General features: G+C 44.5%; 17 protein-coding genes and 1 tRNA gene. 12 read left to right on the top strand and 6 right to left on the bottom strand.

The genetic code is table 11. The annotated features are described in order from the left end of the window. Positions 1-35 precede the first annotated feature (35 nt). Positions 36-596, bottom strand: a complete 561-nt coding sequence (locus strainIA91_RS04040; protein ID WP_400167848.1) for a manganese efflux pump MntP family protein — start codon at positions 594-596, stop codon at positions 36-38. A 92-nt stretch (positions 597-688) separates the two neighbouring features. Between strainIA91_RS04040 and strainIA91_RS04045 the strand changes: the two genes are divergently transcribed. The 4 genes from strainIA91_RS04045 (at position 689) to strainIA91_RS04060 (ending at position 4855) form a co-directional block, all read left to right on the top strand. After that, on the top strand, positions 689-1933 hold the full coding sequence (locus strainIA91_RS04045) for a glycosyl hydrolase family 18 protein (protein ID WP_400167849.1): 1245 nt from the start codon (positions 689-691) through the stop codon (positions 1931-1933). 1 nt (position 1934) lies between these two features. Further along, entirely contained in the window at positions 1935-2600 is a 666-nt protein-coding gene (locus strainIA91_RS04050) for an SOS response-associated peptidase (RefSeq protein WP_400167850.1), read from the top strand. Beyond that, entirely contained in the window at positions 2600-3238 is a 639-nt protein-coding gene (locus strainIA91_RS04055; protein ID WP_400167851.1) for a CPBP family intramembrane glutamic endopeptidase, read from the top strand. Before strainIA91_RS04050 ends, strainIA91_RS04055 begins: the two co-directional genes overlap by 1 nt. 360 nt (positions 3239-3598) lie before the next feature. After that, positions 3599-4855, top strand: coding sequence for an Nramp family divalent metal transporter (locus strainIA91_RS04060; RefSeq protein ID WP_400167852.1), 1257 nt, complete (start codon positions 3599-3601; stop codon positions 4853-4855). Between the two features lie 16 nt (positions 4856-4871). Here strainIA91_RS04060 and strainIA91_RS04065 read toward each other — a convergent pair whose 3' ends face one another. Further along, complete coding sequence (locus strainIA91_RS04065; protein WP_400167853.1) at positions 4872-5735, bottom strand: cation diffusion facilitator family transporter; 864 nt, start codon at positions 5733-5735, stop codon at positions 4872-4874. A 71-nt stretch (positions 5736-5806) separates the two neighbouring features. Here strainIA91_RS04065 and strainIA91_RS04070 point away from each other — a divergent pair, with 71 nt between their 5' ends. Further along, positions 5807-6838 carry an N-acetylmuramoyl-L-alanine amidase-like domain-containing protein gene (locus strainIA91_RS04070; protein WP_400167854.1) on the top strand — a complete coding sequence of 344 codons (1032 nt, stop codon included), beginning with the start codon at positions 5807-5809 and terminating at the stop codon, positions 6836-6838. A gap of 78 nt (positions 6839-6916) precedes the next feature. Here strainIA91_RS04070 and strainIA91_RS04075 read toward each other — a convergent pair whose 3' ends face one another. Both strainIA91_RS04075 and strainIA91_RS04080 read right to left on the bottom strand, forming a co-directional pair. Then, positions 6917-8746, bottom strand: coding sequence for an endonuclease (locus tag strainIA91_RS04075; protein WP_400167855.1), 1830 nt, complete (start codon positions 8744-8746; stop codon positions 6917-6919). Positions 8747-8857: 111 nt separating this feature from the next. Then, positions 8858-10288 (bottom strand): hypothetical protein, encoded by a 1431-nt coding sequence (locus strainIA91_RS04080; protein ID WP_400167856.1) that lies wholly within the window; start codon positions 10286-10288, stop codon positions 8858-8860. Between the two features lie 166 nt (positions 10289-10454). Here strainIA91_RS04080 and strainIA91_RS04085 point away from each other — a divergent pair, with 166 nt between their 5' ends. The 6 genes from strainIA91_RS04085 (at position 10455) to strainIA91_RS04110 (ending at position 17489) form a co-directional block, all read left to right on the top strand. Next, a complete protein-coding gene (locus strainIA91_RS04085; protein WP_400167857.1) occupies positions 10455-11261 on the top strand; it encodes a 2-oxo acid dehydrogenase subunit E2 in 807 nt (268 codons plus the stop codon). Positions 11262-11340: 79 nt separating this feature from the next. Then, positions 11341-11413: transfer RNA gene (locus strainIA91_RS04090), tRNA-Met, on the top strand. A 206-nt stretch (positions 11414-11619) separates the two neighbouring features. Then, on the top strand, positions 11620-11778 hold the full coding sequence (locus tag strainIA91_RS04095; protein WP_400167858.1) for a hypothetical protein: 159 nt from the start codon (positions 11620-11622) through the stop codon (positions 11776-11778). Between the two features lie 295 nt (positions 11779-12073). Further along, the gene (locus strainIA91_RS04100) at positions 12074-13741 is read left to right on the top strand and encodes a GLUG motif-containing protein (protein ID WP_400167859.1); all 1668 of its coding nucleotides are present in this window, start codon (positions 12074-12076) and stop codon (positions 13739-13741) included. 308 nt (positions 13742-14049) lie between these two features. Beyond that, a complete protein-coding gene (locus tag strainIA91_RS04105) occupies positions 14050-15030 on the top strand; it encodes a hypothetical protein (protein WP_400167860.1) in 981 nt (326 codons plus the stop codon). A 284-nt stretch (positions 15031-15314) separates the two neighbouring features. Further along, on the top strand, positions 15315-17489 hold the full coding sequence (locus tag strainIA91_RS04110; RefSeq protein WP_400167861.1) for a two-component regulator propeller domain-containing protein: 2175 nt from the start codon (positions 15315-15317) through the stop codon (positions 17487-17489). A gap of 275 nt (positions 17490-17764) precedes the next feature. Here the strand turns inward: strainIA91_RS04110 and strainIA91_RS04115 are convergent, their stop codons facing one another. After that, the gene (locus strainIA91_RS04115) at positions 17765-18169 is read right to left on the bottom strand and encodes a hypothetical protein (RefSeq protein WP_400167862.1); all 405 of its coding nucleotides are present in this window, start codon (positions 18167-18169) and stop codon (positions 17765-17767) included. Between the two features lie 85 nt (positions 18170-18254). Here strainIA91_RS04115 and strainIA91_RS04120 point away from each other — a divergent pair, with 85 nt between their 5' ends. Beyond that, positions 18255-19940 (top strand): T9SS type A sorting domain-containing protein, encoded by a 1686-nt coding sequence (locus strainIA91_RS04120; protein ID WP_400167863.1) that lies wholly within the window; start codon positions 18255-18257, stop codon positions 19938-19940. A gap of 83 nt (positions 19941-20023) precedes the next feature. On the opposite strand, the gene strainIA91_RS04125 is transcribed toward strainIA91_RS04120, so the two are convergent. Beyond that, positions 20024-21388: a hypothetical protein gene (locus strainIA91_RS04125; protein ID WP_400167864.1), complete on the bottom strand. Its 1365-nt coding sequence runs from the start codon at positions 21386-21388 to the stop codon at positions 20024-20026. Between the last annotated feature and the right edge of the window lie 117 nt (positions 21389-21505).

A 21505-nucleotide genomic window follows, 5' to 3' on the forward strand; every position in this document is an offset into this window, starting at 1 on the left:
TCATCATTCATCATTCATCATTCATCATTCATCATTCATAATACCGTGTGTTCTATTAAAATATGAAGACCTATCCCAATCAGAATCACGCCACCCACAATATCGGCCCAGCGGCTGAAATGACATCCCACACGGCAGCCGATAAGGACTCCGAGGAAGGAGAGGATGAAGGTGGTTATTCCAATCATCAGTACGGCAGTCAACAGGTGTATATCCAGTAAGGCAAAACTGATGCCAACAGCCAGAGCATCTATGCTGGTGGCAATGGAAAGTAGCAATAGGGTCCGGATTTTAAAATGATCGGTTTTTTGATCTTCAGGGATTTCGTGAAAAGCCTCCCATATCATTTTCAGACCAATAAAAAGGAGGAGACCAAAAGCAATCCAGTGATCTACTTGCTCAATATAGGATTTGAATCCGATAGCCGCATAGTAGCCGATCACCGGCATCATGGCCTGAAAAAAACCGAAAAATACTGCCATCTTCAGGGATTTTCCCAGATGATGTTTGCCCAGATTTAAGCCGCCGGAGACCGAAACGGCCAGGGCATCCATGGCGAGTCCGATGGCAATCACAAACAAAGCGAAAAGTGACATCCTGACTCCTTGTATTGGGCCCAATCTAAAAGAAAATGTCCAGATCTCAAAGTTTCGTGACTTATTTGTATCTCTTCTATATATTATCTTATATGACAAACTTCAAAAGACGTCTTTTTGTTCTCTTTTTGCTGATATTTTGCCATTTTACTCCTGTCCGGAGTCAATCCATGGTTGAAATCCATGGGAATGGTCCCCTTGGATCGGTTGTGACCCTCTTCAGACAGGATACGATTGTGTGCAGGCAAAGAATACAGGATGACGGGAAGTATTCATTTAAGATCAAGGATGGCCCTGAACGGAAATTTCTCACCTGTAACCGTGTCGGTTTTAAAAGTAGCGGACGAATCGGAATATCATCCGGCAATGTGAGCTCAGATTTCTACCTTTCTCCGATTAAACAACCGCGGAAAACCGTGAGTGCGTGGATCAGTACGCCGGTTTTCAGGGAAGGTATCGAGAGTTTTGCAAATAATGCTTCACTTTTTACTCATATTTCACCAATGGCATACAGAATAGTGGATAACGGTCGTATCCACTGGAATCCGGACCGGGAGGTCCGCTCTGTCCAGCAAGTAGCCTATAAGCATTCCGTAGCCGTTTATCCTTCACTGGGAGCCGATTACAAATCCCCAATTGTCCGGGATATGATTCGAAATCCGGAAATCCGGGACAGGCAAATCCATCGCATAGCCCAACAAATGTTATGGTTTGGTTTTGAAGGAGTGGATCTGGATTTTGAAGGGATTGACCCGGCAGACCGGAACGATTTTACAACCTTTGTCCGTTTATTGGCCGACACGCTTCATTCATACGGACTATCCCTGTCGGTGACTCTTCAGCCCAAACTTCAAACCCATGGCGGACAGGATTATCAGGCTATCGGAGAAGCAGCGGATATTGTCCGGATCATGTGTTATGATAATCACTGGGGTAAACCTATACCACCCCATCATTCCGATTATACCTGGATCCGGAACGTGATGCGATTTGCCATAAGTGATTCGGGAGGCATCCCACCTGAAAAAGTGGTGATGGCCCTGCCTTTATATGGACACCGGGGAAAGGTGGATGGAGAACATGCTCTTTTCTGGACTGAGGTAGTGGATATTCTGAAAAAGGCCGGATTGCCTGAATCCCATGTCCAAAGAAATGTCTATGATCTGCCATTTTTCTCCATCGAGGACGAAGCGGTGTATTTTGAAGACGGCCTGAGTGTACGAAAAAAACTGGATATCATCGATGAACTGGAATTACAGGGAGTATGTTTCTGGCGTCTGGGACAGGAGGATCCACAGTTATATCGCTTTATGGATGATTGGTTGAAAGGAGAGTAAGATGTGTGGCCGTTTTGCTCTGGCATTTACGAAGGATGTGATTATTGAAGAACTAAATGGTGGTGATTGGTTTGAGTATCGTTATCCTTTGGCATTACCCCGCTATAATGTGGCACCCATGCAATATGCACCGGTTTTATGGAAAGAAGAAAAACGAATAATCCTTGATGCTTTCCGATGGGGACTCGTTCCCAAATGGGCAAAAGATGAAAGTTTTGCTTCCCGTATGATTAATGCCCGTATCGAAACCCTCCGGGAGAAACCGGCTTACCGTTCTCTTGTGACTCATCACCGGGGTGTGGTATTGAGCAGTGGTTATTTTGAGTGGCAAAAAATCGGATCCGTCAAACAGCCGTGGTACATTTACCCCGCAAAGGGATCTGTCCTTCCACTGGCAGGCCTTTGGGATGTATGGAATACGGTGGATATGTCCCCATTATATACGTTTACCATCATTACTACAGATGCCCGGGATGATTTATCGCATATACACACACGCATGCCTGCGTTAATGAATCCCGGTCAAATTCAACCCTGGATAGAAGGAGACCTGTCACCAGACGATCTAAAAAAACCGGATGTTAAAACCCGGATTCATCCAGTTTCAACGATTGTAAATTCACCAGGGCATGACAATCCCCAATGTATTCGGCAAACAGAACTTTGATGAACATAAAAAGCAGAAAAATTGTAGAGTTTTTGGTTTTATTTATCTTCATCCCTGTCATGCTTATTTTTATCAATCACATTGCCGGACGGCTGATTATCCCGGTACTCCTGATTACGTCGTTTATTGTTTTTAAACAATTACAGAAAGATCCGGCTTTTGATCGTCACAGTTTGTGGAAAGGCCGGTTAAATAAAAAAGAAATCAAGGGGATTATTTACCGGTTCATCCCCGGTGCTTTATTGGTGGGAGTGTTGACTTATTTCTTTTTGCCGGACCATTTTCTTGCTTTTCCAAAGGAAGTGCCCGGATTTTGGATTTTGGTCATGATTTTGTATCCATTGATTTCAGTTTATCCCCAGGAAGTGATATTCCGCACCTATATTTTTCACCGTTATCAATCCGTTTTTTCTGGAAAACATGAGATGATTACCGCAAGTGCAGTGGCATTTGGGATGTACCACCTGTTTTTTTGTAACTGGATTGCCCCGGTCCTGAGTTTTGCCGGCGGATTCCTCTTTGCATCCACTTATGCACGATCCCGCTCCACAGCAGCCGTTGTTCTGGAACATGCCCTGTGGGGAGATCTTATTTTTACTATTGGTCTGGGGATGTATTTTTATGGGGGAAATATATGAGGAGTTTAGAGTTTAGAGTGGAGAGTAATGAGTTGGAGTTTTGAGTTTTGAGTGTTGAGTTTTGAGTGTTGAGTTTTGAGTGTTGAGTTTTGAGTGTTGAGTTTTGAGTTTTAAGTGTTGAGCAATATTATGTTAAAAGAATATATAAAATAAAATATAATCTTGATTTTCTGGTTTGGTTGGATTATTTTGCCCCCGGGGGGGAGAACAGGTAAAAGAAATCCTATAAAGAAATGATCTTATATCAAAACTGCAGCAAATTTCTGGAAACCCATGAATTTATGTGATATAATCTTTATTTATTGTTCTCATTTCAATAAATTCCTGCTTCACATTTAAGAAGCATGAAAGGAATCCGGAATGATGAAATCCGAAAAAATCAAAGGGTTATTATCTACACTGGGACCGGGAATTCTCTTTGCAGGAGCAGCTATCGGTGGTTCCCATTTGGTACAATCCACCCGGGCAGGTGCCAATTATGGATTTACTCTGATGGGGCTTGTTGTTCTTACTTTGGTTCTTAAATACCCCTTTTTTCAATATAGTCACCGTTATGCGGCACGAACCGGTAAATCCCTGGTGGAAGGGTACCGGGAGCAGGGACAATGGGTTTTGGGACTCTTTTTCTTTTTTGCCGTCATCGTCGGTATTATTAATGTCGCAGCAGTCACCCTGGTCACCGGTGGACTGGCATCATATCTGACTCACTGGACATGTCATCCAGCCCTTTCAAGTGCTGCTGTGCTTGCGATTGTTCTGCTCATGATCGTTATTGGAAAATATCCCTTTATCGATAAAATTATGAAGGTTATGGTCTTTGTTCTCGGGATCTTTACAATCCTGGCTGTTTTAATGGCGTTGAAAGCATCTGGTATCCATCCGGAGCCGGTTTCGTTGACGGGATTAACCGAATTAAGCGGTATTGCTTTTCTTCTGGCCTTAATGGGGTGGATGCCCGCCCCAATTGATGTGTCAGTCTGGCCTTCTCTATGGGTTAAAGAAAGGCGCATCCAAACCGGACATACACCCAGCCTGGAGGAATCCCTCACGGATTTTCATATTGGTTATATTACGACCGGTATCCTTGCCCTGGCTTTTATTGCCCTTGGAGCTTTGGTCATGTATGGAACGGGTGAACACTTTTCAAACTCATCTGTTGTTTTTTCCAGACAACTTATTGAGCTCTACACCCAAACCCTTGGGACCTGGAGCCGGTGGATTATTGCCCTTATCGCTTTTCTCACGATGTTTTCCACAACGTTAACCACCCTGGATGGCTATTCACGGACGCTGTCGGAAAGTGTTCGTGAACTCTTCTATAGGAATCGAAAATATCCTTTTTCTGTCTTTTGGATGATTGTAGCATTACTGGTCCTGAGCGGGCTATTGATTATTGGTGTGTTCTTAAGTGGTATAAAAACACTGGTGGATGTGGCAACGATTCTGGCGTTTCTTACAGCACCGGTTTTTGCACTTCTCAATTTCCGCCTTGTTTCAGCCCGGCATTTTCCAAAAGAAGACCGCCCCGGTATTTTTATGCAGGTACTTAGCTGGTGTGGTATCCTTTTCCTGACCGGATTCAGTCTGATTTATTTATGGAAAATGATGAGTAGTTAAAAATCTCTTTATAATTTTAGTTTGAGGGATCAATGTGGACTGTTGCTTCGATATCCAATTCTTTCCGAATGGCTGCTTCCAGCTCATCGGCGATTTCATGTCCGTGATCCAGCGTCCATTCACCAGGTAACTCTATATGAAGTGTCATCTCCCGGTGTGTCCCGTATTCATGCATGTGAATGTGATGTATATTCAGCTCTTTTTGGCAGATCTTTTCACCGATTTTCCGGACCCGTTCGATGATTTTGGGAGAGGGGGGATTACCCATAAGACGTGAAGAGGCATCCCGAATGATTTCATAGGCGGAATGAAGAATCAAAAGTGCAACAATGCCTGTCAGCAGACTGTCAATCCACCAGATATATGGTCCTACAAAAATCCCTGCAAGAATGATGAGTGAGGATAGGGCGTCGCTCCGGTGATGCCAGCCATCCGCCCGGACTGACTCCGAATCGGTCTTCCGGCTGATATGAAAGGCGTATTGAGCCATAAGTTCTTTTGAAATAATGGATAAAGATACAACCATAATAGAGATCCAGCCATACTGAACGGCGTTGTGTGAGGATATGTTTTCATAGGCTTTTGTAAAGAATTCCCAGGATACGCCTACCAGCATCATGCCAATGAGAATTGCTGCAATGAGTTCAGCCCGGCCATGTCCAAACGGATGTTCTTTATCTGCGGGTTTCGATGAAATTCTGGCACCCATCAATACAATCAGTGAACTGAGAGAATCAGATAATGTATGCCAGGCATCGGCTATGATAGCTACAGAACCACTGACAAGTCCTCCCCAGTATTTAAGGATAAATAACACAAGATTCCCTGCGATTGAAATATATCCTGCGCGGTTGATGGCTTTCCGTCGTGTATTGCTCATGCTTTTCCTGTTCTATTCCCGGGTTGATTTGTGTATACTTTAAGCCTGAATTTACAAAATGGGAGGCCCGTATGCGAAAAATCTTCATCCTTGTTTTGACAATTTCTCTCTACATGTCCTGTAGTACCGGATATCAACTGAACCGGGAAACCTGGCAGGGGAATTTGTCACCTGATTCTCTGGACAGCCAAATCCTTGAGGATTTAAAAAAACGGCCTTTATATACGTTTAATGAATATGAAACAGATATCTATCTCAAGTGGCTCTATCATTCCGAACCGGATTTTCAGGAACGAATCCGGCATCTGGCAGAGAAAAACATCAATCAGCCGTACGAATTATACCTTCTGGGGGAATTTCCTTTTGAACTCTATGATCCCCAGCCTTTGTATGTTTTGGACCGGAGTGACTGTGTCGTTTTTACCGAACATGTCTACGCCATGGCGCTTTCCCGGGACTGGCCCTCCTTTTTTAAAACACTGATGCGTTTACGCTTTCAGGATGGAGAAATCAGTGTGACAAAACGGAATCACTATGCTCTTCACGACTGGCTTCCCAATAATGCCTGGCTGGTACATGATATGACAGACAGTCTGGGTATAGAGACACTCCCGGATACTATCCGATATGACAAACAACGTTTCTTGAAAAACCGGTACCATTTGGAGACGGAGATTCCCAAAGATTCCCTCACCTGGACCTATGTCCCGGCGAAAAATATTGAAAAGGCCTCCAAATTTTTAAAAACCGGGGATCTGGTATTTGTCGTGCGTGGTTTCGAAAGCGGCCGGTGGATCGGTCATTATGGTCTGATTATCGTTGATGAGGATAGTCTTGTCAACTTAATACATTCCACCCCTCCGAAAGTGATCAAACAACCCCTCATGGAATATGTTCATCAATCCCTGGTCCGGAATGAGAGAAACCGCGAATACAATACAAAGGCAGAAATAGAAAACCCCCGAATCCGATATTATAATACACAATTGAAAGAAAAAAAATTCCGATTTTTTCGCAAACCCAAACCCCTTATGACACCCAGGCCATATTTTTACGGCTTGAAATTTCTCAGACCGGTTGAACCGGACACCTCAATTAGATAATGATGAATGATGAATGATGAATGATGAATGATGAATTAAATTGGAATTTTATTCAATAGAGCGTCTCAACGTCGCAACCTACTTCAGAATAATCACCTTATTGTGAGTCCGGACAGGATGTTGGATGATTTGTATGATATATATTCCTGAGGAAAGATCCTGGAAATCCTCCTGAAAAATTTCTTGATTGGAAGACAATTCCACGGATTTTTCACATTGGATATTCCCCAAAATATTTACAATTCGTAAAGTTGCCGGGCCGGAACGAAATCCCTGTATGGATATATTAAGCGTATGATTCACGGGATTGGGGTAAATGGCGGCTGAGGGATGAAGAGCCGTTGGAACCGGATTCACAGGTGGAATTACAGACACGAAATTGGTATCCAACAGGGGACTCCACCCGGGAGTAGCCGTGGAATCCGGTGCGATATACCAGTCTCCGGAATCATTACCTGGGAAACTCCGTCTGGCCCTTTCACCTTCCTGGATAATGGCGGATGTGTAGCTCCCGTCTGAGGGGTCAACCAGGGCATTTGACGAAGATTTAAGCAAGAATTGTTCCTGCCCGTTAATCATTGGGAAAGCATTCAGGGAGTTGACATACAGAACCGATTCATCAAGCTCTGTATTCCAATAAGCTTCAAATTCCCCCCGGGTGGCATAACGGCCGAGGACAAGTAATCCCCGGGCCGGGATATAGCAGTTTTCAGGGAGGATAAATTCCCGTGTGGATTCGATTTGCTGGATTATAAAACCACTTACATCTGCATCTGCCGAACCTGTATTCACCAGTTCAATAAATTCATAGACGAAATTTCCAAGTCCTGTTGCATCGGAATATTCTGAGATATAAACAGGTCCTGAATTCCCTCCTGATGTGATGCCACTGACTGTGATCACCGGTGAATCACCGGCTGCATTGAAAGAAGATACACCGAACAAATAACTTGTTCCGGGATGAAGGGGAGCAATGGTGATTTGAGTTATATTTTCTGTCGTACTGTGATACAGATTACCGTCAATATATACGTGAAACCCCTCTTCGTTATCAGATTCATCACTCCAGACAAGGGTCACAGAGGTATCCGTCACGCTTTGTATGGTCATATTTTCAGGTGGATTGGGAAGGTCACCCCAGATATAACTGGCAAATTCGGGGTGATCGATAAAAGGATTCCGGTTATGCTGGATGCCATAGATGACATCATTCCGTCTTCGCTCAAAATCGTCCGGAGGATCCTGGAGATGCCATTCCAGGAGGGTGGATTTTTTTCCTAGTGTGGGACTGTAATCTGCTGACCCGGCATAATCCACCATCTCCAGATCGTATGTGTTGGGATTTTCATAGCGGACTGTCATGTAAAAAATCATCCGGGCCACATCTCCTTTTACCGCATCCCGGGGTTCCCAGGCAAGATCGGTGTAAAAACATTCCGTCGCTTCGTCATGGCGGCTGGTACCCCAGTCAAAATCTTTTGTTCCCCTGGCCGAATTCACCGTCCGGTCTGCCGGGCGCAGATGGTGGATATCGGTATAAGCGGTGTCAGAATCATCGGGAAAACCATGGGATTTCGGCCACACATGCTCCCGGTTCCAGGAGTCGTTATAGGTTCCTCCGAATTGTTCATAATCGTAGGTAGATCCATGATCCTGGTAATCCTCATGCTGGGACCGCCCGGTGTAGAGGAGAATCACATTCTGGGGATTCAGAGGATCTTCGTCGGTATTTTGCAACGCCGTATAAGCTGCACTGTATGAAATGCGTGTGTGTCCCCGGATGATGGTATGTAGAACCTGTTTTAGTTCTTCACCAGATTTTCCTTCTGTGCCGGCATAATATCCCTCTGGGATGGCAGCCAAAAGGAGAGAGGCTGATAGAAATACAAACGTTAATATTTTATGCAATTTCTTCCCTATATTAAATTATATGTTTTATATAATGTACAGAAATTATGGAATAATTCAAATGATACAAAAAAGCCCGGTCAACGCCGGGCTTTCAAGAAAAATCGATTTTTAATCAATTACTTTTTTGAACTTCAGGAAACCGATAGCACGCCAGAGGATGAGGAGAAAAAGCCAGTAAGCGATGAAGATGCCGAGAGTGATAATATATCCCCTTAAAGAATTATTGAACATCGTCATAGGGAAATTCATAATCACAAGGAGAGGAAGTCCGAGAAAGATGGTGATTGCCCCGCCATAGATCAGGTCTTCTGCTGCATTTGTCTTGAATTCCGGGTCAGTGACCCGGATCAGGACCAGCCCTGAATTAACTGTTCCGGTTTTTTCTCCGAAAATTCCGATAAACCGTTCAAAAGGATAGTCATCAAAAGCTCTGTAGACAGCCCAATAGATAATAAGGGCAGTGTAAACACCGGCAAATATCGACATCGTAAGAATAGACACCCAGTATTTAGCAACAATGGTGACAGAGATAGCAGCGATAGAACTCACCACCAGATAGTCAATGGAAGCACCGGCCAGGCGGTTCATGAGTCCAGTGTCAATCACATAACTGCGATTTTGCCAGTCCATCACTTTCCGGACAATAAGACTGATGATAATGGCAAAGATAAAGTGGAAGCTCCACACTGTAGCGACGAATCCTTCCAGTCCGCTCCGTTCCATCCAACCTGTAAGCAGATAGACGGTATAATAGGTTAACAGGTACACAAAGCCGATCATAGCTATTTGAAATGCCATGGATTCAATGGCTTCGGATGCCAGGGGGAGTTTACCTGCACTGGGTTGTTCACCCTTTTTGTATACCCCCATACGGATATCACTGGTAATGTCGTCCACTGAGTTGATCAGTTTGGTTTTCTTATGTTTGATACCCCATTGAATCAGCCAGATCCCCCCGAAAAAGGCGAAGAGATAGCCAATGGCGGCAAAGGTAAGTCCAACCTGTCCACCGCCCTCAAATCCAAACTGTTCCCAACTCCGTCCCATGGAGTATGCCAGTCCGGGTCCCATTCCAAATCCCATGGTAACCAGCATACCAATGCCGGGGAACAAATCCGGTTCAATAGTATAAATGAGAAGGAATGCAATCAGCAATCCAATAACCGCTTGACCCAGAAAGCAGAAAAGTCCGGTAAAACTGGTACTCAACGGTCCTTTTCCCCAGGAAGTCTTTTCTTTCCGGAGTCCCATGGCGATAAAGGTAAGTGCCAGGATGTGATAGACATAAACACCCAGACGGTCGCTGTTTAGGGGAACATAGGAATAGTCAGCAAAAGAAAAATCCTTAAAAATATATCCCAGAATCTGCGGACCGAGAATGAGTCCCAGAAAGCCTGCCAGTATATTGTTGGGAATCAGATACTTCTGGAAAAAGGGGACATAGCGCCGCAAGGCGGTCCCCATAAGAAGGAACAGACTTAAAAACGAGAAGTCCAGGATAAAATCCTTAAAATTGATCGAAACATCCCATGGATTCATTTTTCCCTCCTGCTCTTTAATGTGTTTGGCGAATTTAGAAAAAAGGAAGGGTACGCGCAAAAGATTATATTTTAATCAACCGGAAAAGGAGTGAAAAAGAAGTTTATATCCCTGTTCAAAGATTCTAAATTCCACAGCCTGAATGAGGAAACTTGAGGAGGATTGCATGAATCACATGAAAGATTTGAATTCCCCGTGGAGAATCACGGCATCGGCCATGTACAAGGCACCGGTTGATGGCAGGACCTATGGGACTTACGAAATAGACATTACCGATATGCTGGCCTATATTCAGAAGCGAAAAAAGGAGGGGGTTCGTATCACACTGACCCAGATGTTTGCTGCTGCTTTGGGGCGGGCTTTAAAGTATGATGTCCCTGACCTGAACTGCTATATCCGACGTGGAAAGTTCATTCCCAGGCCGGATGAAATGGTTTTTATCTCTGTATTTGTGGAAGAAACCAAGGAGATGGATGGTTTTTTAATTTATCACGCAGGGGATAAAACCGTCACGGAAATATCGGAAGAAATGGCAAAAAAGGTTGAACAGATCCGTAAGTATGGCGGAGATAAAGCCACATCCAACAAACATTTGCTGGCCAAAATTCCCTGGCCTTTCCGGAACTGGCTTTTCCGGATTATTCAATGGATCACGCGGGATATGGGAATTCCTCTCAAATCCCTTAAAATCGAACCCAACAGTTTCGGCAGTGCCATGATCACCAATATTGGAACTCACGGACTCCAGTTCGGATTTGCGGCCCTTTTTCCGGCATCCAACATCCCCATTGTGGTGATTATGGGGAAATACGAGGATAAGCCGGTGGTGAGGGATGGTGAGATTGTCATCCGCAAGATATTGCCTGTTGCAGGGACCTTTGATCACCGGATTGTTGACGGATCTCAGGGAGGCAGATTGGCTTCTGCCATTGTAAAATATTTTGCAGATCCGGAGGGATTGGATAAGCGGTAAAATCCCGGAATTTTCCAAGATACTCCTTGCGAAAAACCGAAAATCCTATTACATTTAACAGCTTTTTGAGAGCAAAAACCGCGGAGTGGAGCAGTTGGTAGCTCGTTGGGCTCATAACCCAAAGGTCGGAGGTTCGAGTCCTCCCTCCGCTACAGAACAATCACGCTAAGCCTCTGATAATCAGGGGCTTTCGTGTATCTGGACCTTTCTTTTCAATTCCCCGGTTTACCCCCGATTTCGATGAAATACGACGGAATACGACCCATTTCGACAAAAACTGTCTTACATCCGTCTTACTAAAATGTGCCCAAAAGCCTGATATAATCGTACGTATTGGGGATGGGGGAGTCAAAAAGAGGTGTGTTTTGGCATACTTTCTAAAGAAAACGCTCTGGCCATGGACGACTTCGCGGAGAGACTGCTTCACGGAGACATCTCATCCGCTTATGATATCTGCATGGACTATTTCGGCCTGGAGCCGGATTATCTGGAAGATATGATTGAGGGGATGATCTGACATGTAGAAGGTCCGGACCTTTCTTTAACATATTACTAAACAGAACAAGGGAAACGCGTGATACTTTACTGGACGGAAATCAGGTATTGTGAATGCCCGGATAATGTTCCGGTACACATTGAAGATGCATTGGAAGTCTATGTCGATTCCAGGAAAACGGTTGACATTGCTTATATTATTTTATAAGTAATAAATGAATATATGTGAAGAGCAGATATGCCAGACAGGTGTTATAGACATTCTGTGCGACCAGTCTGTGTAACTTGAAAATACTGCTCAAGAAGAGGAGGAGGCAATGATGAAGAGAATACTATGGATTTTTACGGGTGTGTTCATTCTGGTGAGCCGTTTTTTAATTGCCGGAAACTATAGCGGTGGCAGCGGTACATCTGGCGATCCCTATCAGATTGTCACAACCGAGGATTTGATTGAATTACGCAATACTTCCGCCGATTGGGGTGCTTATTTCATCCAAACCGCCGATATCGCCTTCAATGCCGATGAAACCCAGGTGGACTGGAATAACGATGGCTCTGCCGGTCCAGCCGAAGGTTTTGCACCAATCGGGAATGTTGATACACCGTTCACCGGCGAATATGACGGCGGTGGATATACGATAGACAATCTGTTCATCAACCGTTCAGCATCGAATATCGCCTTGTTCAGCAAAACAGACGGTGCTATGATCACTAACATCGGCGTAACCCATGTGGATATTACCGGCAATGGTAGTGTCGGCGGACTGGTGGGATCAAATAATAATTCCACTGTGAGCAACAGTTACACTACGGGCAGCGTGAGCGGTAGCAGTTATCATGTCGGCGGCTTGGTGGGGTATAATGATAATTCCAATGTGAGCAATTGTTACAGTACTTGTAGCGTCAGTACACAATCTGGTTTTAATTTAGATTATAATGTTGGCGGCCTAGTGGGGCAGAATTTGGGTAATTCCACCGTGAGCAACTGCTACAGTACAGGTAGTGTAAGCGGATATAGTGATGTTGGAGGTTTGGTGGGAAATAATCTTTCAGCCACCATTAGCAACAGTTACAGTACGGGCAGTGTGAGTGGTAGCTCTTCGGGCGGATTGGTGGGTTCAGATGATGGTACAATCAACAACTCCTTCTGGGACACAGAAACCTCCGGACAGAGTTCCAGCGATGGCGGCACCGGCAAAACCACAGCACAAATGAAGACACTTTCTACATTTACGGATGCAGGATGGGATTTTGAGGCTGAGACTTCCAATGGCACAGATGATATTTGGGATATGGATTATTCTCAAAGTATTAACAACGGATATCCCTATTTGTCCTGGCAGGATGGGGAAGACATGTCCCTCCCCGTAACCCTTTCCACCTTCACCGCCAAAGCCGTCAAAGGAACCGTGGTATTGGAATGGGAGACGTCGGCTGAAATCGATAACCAAGGGTTTGTCCTGAGTCGCGAGGAACGAGGAACAAGAAACGAAAGGGACGGGTTTGAAACCCGTCCGGAAATCATCGCCAGTTTCACCACCCATGATGCCCTGAAAGGGCAGGGGAGTACAACGGAAACGACCCAATACCGTTATGTGGATACCAGTGTGGAATTGGGTAAAACATACGTTTATACTCTTGCGGATGTAGATTATTCCAGCACTGAAACCATCCTGGAAAAGGTTGAGGTTCAGGTTGAGGCTGAGGGTGCGATTGTAGCCGATGGTTACGTTTTGGATCCGGTCTATCCCAATCCATTCAATGCGAGCTTTACCCTTCCTTTCACACTGACTGAAACGATGAAGGTCACAGCAGTTCTTTACAATCTCTCGGGACAACGGGTCATGACAATAGTAAATCGGGAATTTGGTGAAGGAACACATAACATCATGACGGATGTCAATGATCTTTCATCTGGAATATATTTTATCCGGAGTGATTTTGATGGGCATTCACAAGTACATAAAGTGATGTTGTTAAAATAACCACCTGGATATGTATTTGATTTAATTACTTTTATTCCTATTCACTAATGTGTTATACATTTCTTTATCTGGTTATACCAGCCTGACACACAGAAGGTCCGGACCTTTTTAACACATGACTCCCGGTAGAAAAAGGGTTTATTTTACCGTTACAGCATAATTGGATGATCGGATAATAGTGAACAATACAAAATCATAACCCTATCAGATCAAAGATAAACCGGATTCCCCTTGATTTTTAACCAAATCCGCCTTACAATCAAAAAGAACAAGAGTATAAAGAAATGATACATGTCAGGAAATATATCATGAATCGGTGGCTGATGATTTTGTGTTTCGTTGTTTTTTGTACGATGTCCTGCGATGACGACCCCACATCCCCGGATTATGATGACTTCATCCTGGGAGATACCGTTGCGATCCGGATCGGTGAAACCCTCTACGAAAGTGAAGAGGTGTGGGTCCGGCTGGATAGTATACCGGTGGATACGCGGGTTTATGATGAAAATGATCAAAGGCTTGACGGCACGGCAAAGGCCTGCTTTACGGTAAATAATTATAGTAATAGAAACAGCTTTTGTTTGTACATCGATTCAATTCATCAGAGATTGATACCGAAATCCACCGATACATTGATATTTAATGATGCCGTCCAATTTTATATGATGGATGTCCAGCCCCATCCCCGTGCCGGAGAGCATATCCATTCCAAAGATTACAATGTTCAATTTATTCTGTTTGAAGGCGCGATAGTCAAGAAACCCAACATCTACCTCTACCCGGAAGAAGAGTGTCGGCTTAGCGTGTCCCTGGGTTTTCCACAGGGCGGTGATGTTGTCATCTCCGATCCCCCGTATCCCCATGCCTGGCAGGATATTACCGTGACGCCCGAGGGGCGCATAGACAACACCTATGATTATCTGTTCTATGAAGCGTCGGTTCCCGATCTGTGGCAGCGTGACAAGGGATGGGTGATCTCCCGAGAAGATTTATCCGGATTCTTTTCCGAAAACCTGAGCGCCTATGGATTTAACAGCCGGGAGATTGATGACTTTCTGGAATATTGGATACCCCTGCTTAAGAATTCTACCTATTACGCCATCTATCCCCAGCATACGGCTGATATTGATGATGTGATCACCCTGAACATCAGCAAAACGCCCGATTCCATCCTGCGTTTGTTTTATGTGATCAAAGAGGTGCCAGAAGCAAAAACACTGCCTGAACCGGTTATACCTGAATTTGACAGGATAGGATTTGCTGTGACGGAGTGGGGGGTGATATATTGAGAGTCGACAGTCGGCAGTCGACAGTTAACAGTCGTCAGCTGGTAACTTGTCACGCGTTACTCGTCACGCGTCACTATTCAGTCGGCAGTCGGCGAGCCGAAAGTCAAAAGTCGAAAAAGAGTATCGAGGTGCGAGTAATGAGGTGTGAATGGAGTTTCAAGGTTTTGTGGCTGTAAGCTTCTGTGAAGCGATGAATGAGGAATGATGAATGATGGATTGAATTGGTTAGTGATGAATGGGTAATTGTTGGAAAACGTTATTTTTTGGAACGAAAAGGAATAGATATGAAGCAGTTTTTAAAGAAAACAGTAATCCTTCTCATGACATTTCTGGCCGGATCAACCCTTGCTTTGGCGCAGGAGTCGTCCTGGTTGTTTTATCAATCCGGCGAAAAGATCCGGGCCTTAATATCAGAAAATGATTATTTATGGATCGGAACAAATGGCGGGCCTGTCCGGTTGAATATCACAAGCGGTGAAAAAAAGTATTATTATAATCAATTTGGAGCTGACATTTTAAAATCTCACATTTACAGTATTGCTATTGACAGTAACGGAACGAAATGGTTTGGGACTGCCGGCGGTCTTTTATCATTGAATGGGGATCAATGGACAGCCTATGACACATCCAATTCGGCGCTGCCTAACAATGGTGCCTGGGCATTGACCCTTGACAAAAAGAACCGTATTTGGGTGGGAACAACAGGAGTTGTGAATCTTGAAGAGGCAATCTTTGGCAAGGGCGTTGCCTGTTTTGACGGAGAGTCCTGGACGGTGTTCGATACCTCCAATTCAGATCTTCCGGCAAACCGGGTCGAAGCCATATGTGCGGACAATGAGTTTATCTGGATGGGTACCCTTGGTGGCGGTTTGGCGGCTTTCAATGATACCTCATGGATGATTTACAACACTTCAAATTCAGGCCTTCCTTCGAATGGCATTTTATCTCTAGCGATAGCACCGGATAGTTCTTTATGGATTGGCAGCTTCGGAGGATTGTCCCATTTTGATGGAGAAAGCTGGACAACGTATAATACTGAAAATACAATCATGCCTCATGATGCGGTATTTACGTTGTATGTTGATGATGAAGGAGTTGTATGGGCCGGGTGCGGTATGACATATAATGGCGGACTCGTACGCATTGATGGATCAGAGTGGACACTCTATAATAAAAACAACTCTGATCTTGCCACGTATGATGTGTTTTCAGTGTGTAAGGATAAGACCGACCGATTATGGGTGGGCGCTCTGGAAGGGTTGTTTTCACTTCAACAATCAGAGTGGTCATTTTATAAAACCGGCTTAGGTACAGGCTATTTAAGAGCTGTAACGGTTGACATGTATGGTAAAATCTGGCTTGGCGGAGAAGGGTTGTATGCCTATGACGCTGTGAGATGGGAATCTTTTTCTCCTTCGAATTCACCCATGCCCCATCAGGAGATTTATGGACTTCTATCGGACAGTCAAAACAGGATATGGATTGGAACACAGGACGGACTGGCCTTATACACGAACAGTGAATGGCAGATATTCAATACGGATAATTCTGAAATACCGGGAAACTTTATCCATGTTTTAAAAGAAGACCATGAAGGGAATATTTGGGTTGGAACCAACGGAGGAGGACTGGGATGTTATGACGGACTGAATTGGGATGTGTATAAAAGAACCAGCGGTTTACCATCCAATACGGTCAATGATATCGCCATTGATAATGCTTCAACGGTGTGGGTTGCCACGGTAAACGGACTGGGTGTGTATAACGGGTCGGAATGGATAAAACTGAATACAACAAATTCCGGGTTACCGTCTAATAACCTTATAGCCGTTGCTTCAGACAACCGTTCCGGTGAGGACGAAATACTCTGGATTGGAACAAATGATGCGGGATTGACCTGCTATGATAGGATAAACTGGACGACATGGAATACATCCAATTCCGATATTCCATCCGATCAAATACAAGCATTAGCTTTGGATCAACGGGGTATTGTGTGGATTGGGACATACTACGGACTGGTGAGTTTTAACGGGACACAATTTACAATCCATCCTGAATTGGAAAATAAGAATATTGAATCTATTTATATCGATGAAGAAAATACAAAGTGGATAACCGTTTGGGGAGAAGGTCTGGCTGTCTATAATGAAAGTGGTCTTGTGAAAATAGACAATATATCTCCAAACTTACCTCAAAAATTTACATTGTTTCCAAATTACCCCAATCCCTTCAATCCCACCACAACCATCCGATATTCACTTCCGGAAGCAAGCCATGTTACGTTGAATATCTATGACATCACCGGCCGGCTGGTGGAACAACTTGTCAATCAGCACACACCTGCCGGATATCACACCGTTTCCTGGGATGCAACCTCTCATAGCTCCGGTGTGTATATCGCACGCTTAAAAGCCGGGAGTTTTGTGAAGACACAAAAGATGGTGTTGATGAAGTAGTCCCCCGTGAAATATCCCGATAAATCGGGACTTATTTCACAGGGGTCGAAAGTCAAAAGTCAAAAGTCCCAGAACGTCATTCTGACTTATCGGGGCAGGCTTCAGTCGAAAGTGGACAGGGTTGGTCAACGTGTCACGCGTTACTCGTCACGCGTCACTTTTAAGTTGTCAGGCAGTCGGCAGTACGCATTCGATTGATTAGATTGGATGATTGAGGTGAAAGTCTATAGAGAATAACGAGGTTCGAGTAGCGAGATGTATTATCTATTGAGATATTATTTACTGGTAGAATAAATGCCATACTTAATGTTTCTGACGACATTGGGCCATTGTCCGGGTACTAACCACGTTTGTATCCATCCACCTTCGTCTATGGTGTTTTCTCGGACGATAATATCATAGTATCCTTCTGGAGCATCCCAGGCATAATAACCTTTCATTTCAGCATGCGTACTGGTCCATTCTGATTTATAGTATTTTCTTCGTTCATTGTTAGGTCCATAGAGTTGATAGAATTTTACTTCTACTCCGTCTTCAACCGGATTATCATTTTGATCTGTTACGATTCCCCATCCATCTCTTGTCCGTTCCTGTGAAACGGCTGACTTGTTTACTGATATGATAATAATAATAAGGCTTATAATCATCACAACAGCACTTGTCAATATTTTGCGATTCATACCACACCTCCTTTTTACTCTCTAAAATGATAATAGTCTTTTCTTTTGCATCTGTCAAGCTTATCTTAATATCATAGGGTGTAACATGAAATCAATTTCAAGGATTATACTATTACTTTGTCTTTTCAGTTCTGTTTTTTGGGGACAAAATTCTCCAGAACCCTGTCTTAGGTTTAAGGTCTTTTTAGAGCATGGACCGGATGGTGGTCCTCTTTTAACCAGTCCTGTTATGATGGATATGAACAGAGACGGATATAAAGAGATCATCATGAATGCTCACAATAAAGTCTTCATTGTGAATAAAGACGGGTTTTCCCTTCCCGGCTGGCCACAGGAGACGACCTATCGAATCCAGCAAAATGCCTCAATTGCGGATATTGACGGGGATGACACATTGGATGTGGTGGTCCGGGACCGTGGCTGGGGGATATCGGATCATTATCTGTATGCCTGGAATCATCGGGGTGAATTGTTCCCGGGCTTTCCCGTTGAAGCGCCGCTGACAACCAATCAGCCCAAAACCCCCACATTGTTCGATTTTAACGGAGACGGGACGGCAGATATCCTTTTTAATAAAGAAAATGAACTGGTGATTATTGATCACACCGGAACGCCTCTTCCCGGCTGGCCGGTGCGTTTAAAAAACCGCCCCCGTCATTATCAGCTTGCGTCATTGACCGGGAATGATTCAATACAGATTCTGGTGCAGATCAATTCCTGTGACAGCCTGTATATCCTTAATCCGGACGGGACCTTTTTTATGGAACCTGTTCATTTGCATATTGAAGACCACTTTTTGTCTATATTCTCAGCAGCCGATGTGGACCGGGACGGAATTGCGGAGATCTTTGCCGGCATGTATAAGCTGGGGATTTTTCCGCCGGAAGAATATGCCGTGGCTCTGTTTTCACCCTTTCATGGGATTCTCCCGGGTTGGCCTCAGTATTTCTCCACGGAATATATTTCCCAACCATGCAGTTGGGCTGATTTGACAGGAGATGATCAACTGGAAATAATTTGGGTTGATGAGACAAGCAGTTTATATGTATACAATTTGAACGGATTATGTCTTCCTGGATTTCCAACAAGACCTTACGGCAGTTCCTCGTCAGTCGTTGATCCCGTAATTGGAGATATTGACGGGGATGGAGATTTGGAAATATTCGTTGATAACAATCTGGCATTTAATGACAATTCTCATTACCACGTTTACCATCATACCGGAGAAGAAGTCAGTTGGTCACCCCTGATAACCCCTGCAATTACTTGTTTTAATTCTCCTGCTCTTGGTGATATTGATAATGACGGATCTGTTGAGATGGCACTTAGTATTCGTGATCCCTATGACTGGAATGTCTATCTATGGGTTTTTACCATCCCGTCGGTACCTTTTGTCCCGGAACGCTTTCCCTGGCCAATGCACGCCCATGACCCGCAACATACCTTTTGGTATGATTTTCAGGAAAATTCGTACAATTCTGTAACAAAACCCGCGATTCACCATGCAGAGGAATTCAGACTCTTTGCGAATTATCCCAACCCCTTCAATCCTGTGACACATATAGAATTTTCACTGCCTGAACCGGCACAGATCACCCTGAATATTTACGACATCACCGGCCGACTGGTGGAACAACTCGTTAATCAACACATTCCTGCCGGATATCACACCGTCACCTGGGATGCATCCTCTTACAGCTCCGGTGTGTATATCGCACGATTAAAAGCCGGGAGTTCTATTAAGACACAAAAGATGGTGTTGATGAAATAAGTCGGCAGTCGGCAGTCAATAGTCGAAAGTCAGTAGCGAGTAGCGAGGTTCGAGTAGTGAGGAGCGAGGAGGTACCCTTTCTCTCAGTCCTGATGCACTCCTTTCACAATAATTCCTCCCGGGATACCTGAATCAAACAAGCCCACAATTACAGCCAGATTGTCTGTGTAGCGTGCCCGTCTTACCCATAACATATTATTCCCGTATAGTTGAAGCAGATCCATCATTATTTTAAGACTGCTGCCATTGTAGTGTACGACAACAGACTCCGGAGAAATAAACAGAATGTCATGATTCCGTTTACCACGGACCTGATTTCCGGTTGAATAATAATCGGTTCTCAACACCGTTGATTTGACGGGATAATAGTGATAGATGTCCGGAATGATTTCATAAACCAGCATGTCCACTCCACCGGGATTGGCATAGACTCTTGAGTTTGTCACTGTTAAAGTAATCATTTTTCCATAATTGCCATTTTCCGGGTCACCTGCATAAGTAGTTGTCGTATATACTATGTTAGGATTGCCTTCTTCAATATGGAGAAACACACCGTGTCCTCCCAAGTCCCCCATGAGTGTTAACCCGGCAACAAACACATGTTTTCCGTCCGGTGTCCCGTCCATGTCTTTCAAATCTACATCCGTCCCGCTCTCCACCCGGCGGAACCGGCTCCCGTCGTAGTGAACCAGTGTCCCGTTGTTTCCTGCAAACCATACGTTATCCGATGACGAGCCCCAGACCTGATAAACACCACCATCCTCAGGATAATGAATAATTCCCATATCCCATAAATGGTACAAAACCCATTCATTGCCATTCCAATGGGCAACTACACCAAGAGTAACCCATATATCATCTCGTGAAAAATATGAAATACCAGTTACTGCAGTATGGCCACTCAATACTCTTATCATCTCCCACTTTTCCCCATCCCAGTGTGCGGCATTGTAGATGGAATCCCCCTCTTTGATATATCCCACCGCCCAGATATTGTTTTCATCCACAATGGCCACATCATTGAGATAAGACCCGGCATCTCCCAGCGTTTCCACGGTCCATGTAAAATCATGGCTTGTGGTATCCAGCGTGGTAACGGCGACGGGATCGGACCGGTCTTTGTCCCGGCCGTCTTTCATATAGGTTATGTGATAGGTATAATCCGCCGCCGGCAAAAGTCCCGTATCCCGGATATAACCGCTTTGTCCGCTGAGTGTTTCCGTCACCACCAGACTGTCATCCCGGTAGAGTCCGCATGTCCACGTTTCCGGCACCCCGGAAGCTGTTACCCGGAATGTGGCCTCCACACACACCACATCCACCGCTTCAAGTGTCAGTCCGTAATCCTCCGGCTCCGGGTTGAAGCAGGCGGTGATGAGGAAGGGGAGAAGAAACATCAATAATGCCGAATATCTGTTCCCTGATGTAAAATGTGTGAGATTAGGCATGAAACGTCCCTGTATACGGTTACATGCTGCAATTTAGATGAGAATCGGGTGGGAAGCAATGGGGAGAATGAAGAATGATGAATTGAATGGCTGAATGCAGACTTGACATATAACTAA

Source organism: Candidatus Neomarinimicrobiota bacterium (genome assembly GCA_041154365.1).
Classification (GTDB): Bacteria; Fidelibacterota; Fidelibacteria; order Fidelibacterales; family Fidelibacteraceae; genus Fidelibacter; species Fidelibacter multiformis.

Excerpts from the sequence above, each read along its gene's own strand:
- strainIA91_RS04060 (WP_400167852.1), top strand. The coding sequence starts at position 3,599 with ATGATGAAATCCGAAAAAATCAAAGGGTTATTATCTACACTGGGACCG.
- strainIA91_RS04110 (WP_400167861.1), top strand. The coding sequence starts at position 15,315 with ATGAAGCAGTTTTTAAAGAAAACAGTAATCCTTCTCATGACATTTCTG.
- strainIA91_RS04105 (WP_400167860.1), top strand. The coding sequence starts at position 14,050 with ATGAATCGGTGGCTGATGATTTTGTGTTTCGTTGTTTTTTGTACGATG.
- strainIA91_RS04100 (WP_400167859.1), top strand. The coding sequence starts at position 12,074 with ATGATGAAGAGAATACTATGGATTTTTACGGGTGTGTTCATTCTGGTG.
- strainIA91_RS04080 (WP_400167856.1), bottom strand. The coding sequence starts at position 10,288 with ATGAATCCATGGGATGTTTCGATCAATTTTAAGGATTTTATCCTGGAC.
- strainIA91_RS04120 (WP_400167863.1), top strand. The coding sequence starts at position 18,255 with ATGAAATCAATTTCAAGGATTATACTATTACTTTGTCTTTTCAGTTCT.
- strainIA91_RS04040 (WP_400167848.1), bottom strand. The coding sequence starts at position 596 with ATGTCACTTTTCGCTTTGTTTGTGATTGCCATCGGACTCGCCATGGAT.
- strainIA91_RS04055 (WP_400167851.1), top strand. The coding sequence starts at position 2,600 with ATGAACATAAAAAGCAGAAAAATTGTAGAGTTTTTGGTTTTATTTATC.
- strainIA91_RS04070 (WP_400167854.1), top strand. The coding sequence starts at position 5,807 with ATGCGAAAAATCTTCATCCTTGTTTTGACAATTTCTCTCTACATGTCC.
- strainIA91_RS04125 (WP_400167864.1), bottom strand. The coding sequence starts at position 21,388 with ATGCCTAATCTCACACATTTTACATCAGGGAACAGATATTCGGCATTA.
- strainIA91_RS04050 (WP_400167850.1), top strand. The coding sequence starts at position 1,935 with ATGTGTGGCCGTTTTGCTCTGGCATTTACGAAGGATGTGATTATTGAA.
- strainIA91_RS04045 (WP_400167849.1), top strand. The coding sequence starts at position 689 with ATGACAAACTTCAAAAGACGTCTTTTTGTTCTCTTTTTGCTGATATTT.
- strainIA91_RS04115 (WP_400167862.1), bottom strand. The coding sequence starts at position 18,169 with ATGAATCGCAAAATATTGACAAGTGCTGTTGTGATGATTATAAGCCTT.
- strainIA91_RS04065 (WP_400167853.1), bottom strand. The coding sequence starts at position 5,735 with ATGAGCAATACACGACGGAAAGCCATCAACCGCGCAGGATATATTTCA.
- strainIA91_RS04085 (WP_400167857.1), top strand. The coding sequence starts at position 10,455 with ATGAATCACATGAAAGATTTGAATTCCCCGTGGAGAATCACGGCATCG.